This window comes from Actinomadura rubrisoli (genome assembly GCF_004349215.1).
GTDB classification, from domain to species: domain Bacteria; phylum Actinomycetota; class Actinomycetes; order Streptosporangiales; family Streptosporangiaceae; genus Spirillospora; species Spirillospora rubrisoli.
The window spans coordinates 1-5,074 of record NZ_SMKU01000499.1; the positions used below are offsets into that span (position 1 = coordinate 1).

A 5,074-nucleotide genomic window follows, 5' to 3' on the forward strand; every position below is an offset into this window, starting at 1 on the left:
ACCACGACCCGCGCGGCGTCCTCTAGCGACAGCGCCCCCGCCACGCACGCCGCTGCAATCTCCCCCTGCGAATGCCCCACCACCGCATCCGGCACCACACCCAACGACTCCCACACCGCCGCCAACGCCACCATCACCGCCCACGACACCGGCTGCACCACATCCACCCGACCCAGCAGAACGCCGCCCTCATCGCGCAAGACGTCAAGCAACGACCAATCCACCAGACCATCCAAAACCGCCGCGCACTCCCCCAACCGCGCCGCGAACACCGGAGACGACGACAACAACGCCGCACCCATCCCCGCCCACTGCGCCCCCTGCCCCGGGAAAACCAGCACAGACCTGCCGTCCGCGCGGTTGCCCGCGACGCCGTCCACCAGCGCGGGCGCGGGACGGTCGTCGCGCAGCGCGGCCAGACCGGCGAGCAGTTCGTCCCGGGAACGTCCCACCACCACGGCCCGGTGGGTGAGCTGGGCTCGCGTGGTGACCAGGGAGAAGGCGGTGTCGGCCGGTGACGTCCCGGCGGCCAGGTGCGCGGCGAGCCGCTCCGCCTGGCCGCGCAGGCCCCGCGCCGACCCGGCGGAGACCACCAGCGGAAGCACCGGGGGCTCCGCCTGCGTCTCACTGACGGCGAGCTCCTCCGCCGGAGGGGCCTCGTCCGCGGGCGGGGCCTCCTCCAGGATCACGTGCGCGTTGGTGCCGCTCACGCCGAAGGCCGAGACGCCCGCCCGCCGGGGACGCCCGCCGCCGGCCTCCCAGCGGCGCGCCTCGGTCAGCAGCCGCACGTGCCCCGCCGACCAGTCGACCTCGGGGGAGGGCGCGTCGACGTGGAGCGTCGGGGGAAGGACGCCGTGCCGCATCGCCAGCACCATCTTGATCACGCCCGCGACGCCGCCCGCCGCCTGGCTGTGCCCGATGTTCGACTTGATCGAGCCGAGCCACAGCGGCCGGTCGGCGGGACGGCCCTGGCCGTAGGTCGCCACCAGGGCCCGCGCCTCGATCGGATCCCCCAGCGTCGTCCCGGTCCCGTGGCCCTCCACGGCGTCGACGTCCGAGGCCGACAGGTTCGCGTCCGCCAGCGCGTTCACGATCACCTGCCGCTGGGCGGGGCCGTTCGGCGCGGTCAGGCCGTTGGACGCCCCGTCCTGGTTCACCGCCGAGCCCCGGATCACCGCCAGCACCTCACGGCCCGCGCGCCGCGCGTCCGACAGCCGCTCCAGCAGGAGCAGCCCGGCGCCCTCGGACCAGGCGGTGCCGTCCGCGGCCGCCGCGAACGCCTTCGCGCGGCCGTCGGGGGCGAGGCCGCGCTGCCGGGAGAAGTCGATGTAGTTGTCCATCGTGGACATCACCGTCGCGCCGCCGACGATCGCCATGCCGCACTCCCCGGCGCGCAGCGCCCGGGCGGCCAGGTGCAGCGCGACCAGCGACGACGAGCACGCGGTGTCCACGGTGATCGCCGGGCCGCGCAGGCCGAGCGTGTAGGCGACGCGGCCGGACGCGACGCTGCCCGCGGTCCCGGTGAGCCGGTACCCCTCCAACTCCGGGGGCGGCGGGGACAGCAGCTTGGTGTAGTCGTGGTGGATGAGCCCGGTGAACACCCCGACATCGGAGCCCCGCAACGACCCCGGATCGATGCCCGCCCGTTCGAGGAGTTCCCAGGTCACCTCCAGCAGCAGGCGCTGCTGCGGGTCCATCGCGATCGCCTCCCACGGCGAGATCCCGAAGAACTCCGCGTCGAACCCGGCGGCGTCCACGAACGAGCCCTTGCGCACGTAGTAGGTGCCGGGACGGTCGGCGTCCTCGTCGAAGGCGCCCAGGTCCCAGCCCCGGTCCTCCGGTAGGTCCGTCATGGCGTCCACGCCGTCGCGGACGAGCCGCCAGAACCCGTCGGGGTCCTCGGCGCCGCCGGGATAGCGGCACCCCACGGCGACGATCGCGATCGGATCGTCGTCGTCGGGGGAGGCGGCAGCGGCCGCTCGCACGGGCGGCGCGGCGGTCTCCGTCCCATTCCCGGCGAGTTCCCCCCGCAGATGCTCGGCGAGGGACACGGGCGTGGGGTGGTCGAAGACGAGGGTGGCGGAGAGCCGCCGCCCGGTGGCGGTGTTCAGTCGGTTGCGCAGTTCGACGGCGGTCAGCGAGTCGAACCCGGTCTCCTTGAACGCCCGGTTCGGGGACACGGCGTCCGGGCCGGTGTGCCCGAGGACGGCCGCCGCCTCTCCGCGCACCAGGTCCACGAGCAGACGCGTCTGCTCGGCCTCCGACAGCCGCGCGAGCCGTCCCGCCAGGCCATCCGCCGAGCCGTCCGCAGCGGCCGGAGCGAGCGCGGCCCGCCTCTTGCGCTTCGTCCTCACCAGGCCGCGGAGCAGCGGCGGCACAGGCTCGGACTCGGACTCGGCGCGGTCGCGCAGGCTGGGCAGGTCCAGCGCGACGGGGACCAGGACCGGGCGGCCGGAGCCGAGCGCGGCGTCGAACAACTCCAGCCCGGTCTCGGTGGACATGGGCACGACGCCCTGACGCCGGTGCCGTGCGGCGGCGACCTCGTCCAGGTCGGCGGTCAGCTCGCTGGTCTCGGCCCACCATCCCCAGGCCAGGGACACGCCGGGCAGCCCCGCGGCGTGGCGGCGCTGCGCCAGCCCGTCGAGAAACGCGTTGGCGGCGGCGTAGTTGCCCTGCCCCGCGTTGCCGAGCACCCCGGCGGCCGACGAGAACAGCACGAAGAACGCCAGTTCCGCGCCTGCCGTGAGCTCGTGCAGGTTCAGGGCCGCGTCGGCCTTGGGCGCGTGGACGGCGGCCATCCGCTCGGGGGTGAGGGCGGAGATCACCCCGTCGTCCAGCGCACCGGCGGTGTGGATCACTCCGGTGAGCGGACGGGCGGGCGGGACGGCGGCCAGCAGTTCGGCCAGGGCCGCGCGGTCACCCACGTCGCAGGCCGCGACGGTGACCTCGGCGCCGAGCCCGGCCAGCTCGTGCACCAGGGCGGCGGCGCCGGGCGCGGCCTCGCCGCGGCGGCTGCACAGCAGCAGGTGCCGGGCGCCGTGTTGGGTCACCAGGTGCCGCGCCACGCGCGCGCCGAGCGTGCCGGTCCCGCCGGTGATCAGGACGGTTCCGGCGGGGTCGAGCTCGGCCGCCGGGACCGGCTCCGCCGTGACGGCGGCCAGCCTGGGCGCGTAGAGCCGCCCGTCCCGGACGGCGATCTGCGGTTCGCCGGACCGCATCGCCTCCTGCGGCGGCGGGTCGTCCGGCCGCTCGACGTCGACGATCGCCAGCCGGCCCGGGTGCTCGGCCTGGGCCGAGCGCAGCAGGCCCCAGACCGCGGCGGCGCCGAGGTCCTGGACCTCGGACGCGTCGCGCACCGCCACCGCGCCGTGGGTCACGACGACCAGGCGGGATTCCGCCGTCGCCGGATCGGCCAGCCAACGCTGGACGGTCTCCAGCGCGGCCGCCGTCACCTCGCGTGGCCGCCCGCCCGCCGGGATCCGGGCCACCTGGGCGTCCGGCTTCTCCGTGGCGGCGGCGGGCGGGGTGAACGGCGTCCAGTCGATCCCGTACATCGGGGCCTTCGCACCGGACGCCGCACGCACTTCGACGGCTCCGATCGTCGCCACCGGCCGTCCGGAAGGATCGGCGAGCGTGACGGCCAGGTCCTCGTCCGCGGCGACGCGGAGCACCGAGGCCCCCGAGGCGTGCAGGTCGACCCGCTCGAAGACGACCGGCGAGCGGCCCCGGCCGATCACGCGGAGCGCGGAGGCGAGCAGCGCGGGATGCAGGCCGAACCGCCGCGCGCGCTCCTCTTCGACCGCCACCTCCGCGAAGACCTCACCGTTTCGCGTCCACACGCCCCGGACGTTCGGGTCATCGTCGTCAAGCTCGGTCTCGGTCGCTCCCGGGGGAGGCCACACGTCCAGATCGGTGTGTGGTTCCGTCGTGCTCCCCGCCTCCAGGACGCCGTGGGCGTGCCGGCTCCACGGGCCCGCACCGTCGCCGCTGCGCGCGTGCACGGTGACCTCGTGGCGCCCCTCCGCGTCCGGCTCACCCGCCACGATCACCTGGATCTGCGCGTCGCCGTCCGGCGGCGCCTCGATGACGAGCCGGCGCACCGAGTCCCGGCCGATCTCATCGCCCGCGAGCAGTACCAGGTCGAGCAAGGCGGCGGTGGGGTCGACGTCCTTCTGGAGCTTGCCGGTGAGCACGACGCCGCCGGTGTCGGACAGCTCGACGACCGTGCCGACCAGCGGATGTCCGGATCCGGAGGGCTCCAGCCAGTACCTCTCGCGCTGGAAGGCGTAGGTGGGGAGCGGGACGCGGCGCGATGTGGTGCCGTGGAATGCCGTCGTCCAGTCGACAGGTACTCCGGCGGTCCACAGTTGTGCGGCCGAGGCGTATACCCGGTCCAGGTCGCCGTCGTCGCGGCGCAGTGTCCCGGCCACGACGCCTCCGGTCGTGTCTAGAACTTCCTCGATGTTGCTGGTCAGGACCGGGTGAGAACTGGACTCCACGAAGACCCGGTGGCCCTGCCCGGCCAGCGCCTCCACCGCCGCCCCGAACCGCACCGGCTGCCGCAGATTCCGGTACCAGTACCCGGCGTCGAGAGCCTCGCCCGGCAGCCAGGCGTTCTCGGTCGTCGAATAGAACGGCACGCGGCCCGGCTCCGGACGGATCTCGGCCAGTACCTCCGCCAGCTCGTCCTGGATGGCCTCTACCTGTGAGGTGTGCGAGGCGTAGTCGACGGCGATCCGGCGGACGCGGACCCCGTCGGCCTCGCACCCGGCCACCACCTCGTCCAACGCCTCCGGCACCCCCGCCACCACCACCGACGACGGGCCATTCACCACCGCGATCTCCACCCCCGGCACCAACCGCCCAACCACCTGGTCTTCCGGCAACGCCACCGACGCCATCGCCCCACGACCCGACAGGCGCGACGCGATCACTCGGCTCCGGCCCACCACGACCCGCGCGGCGTCCTCTAGCGACAGCGCCCCCGCCACGCACGCCGCTGCGATCTCTCCCTGCGAATGCCCCACCACCGCATCCGGCACCACACCCAACGACTCCCACACCGCCGCCAACG

1 protein-coding gene is annotated in these 5,074 nt (G+C 74.7%); it reads right to left on the minus strand.

Translation table 11 applies throughout. The features are described 5' to 3' along the window. Positions 1 to 5,027 (minus strand): type I polyketide synthase (locus E1298_RS43920; protein ID WP_243726215.1); only part of this gene is annotated, 5,027 nt, incomplete at its 3' end. Positions 5,028 to 5,074: the final 47 nt, after the last annotated feature.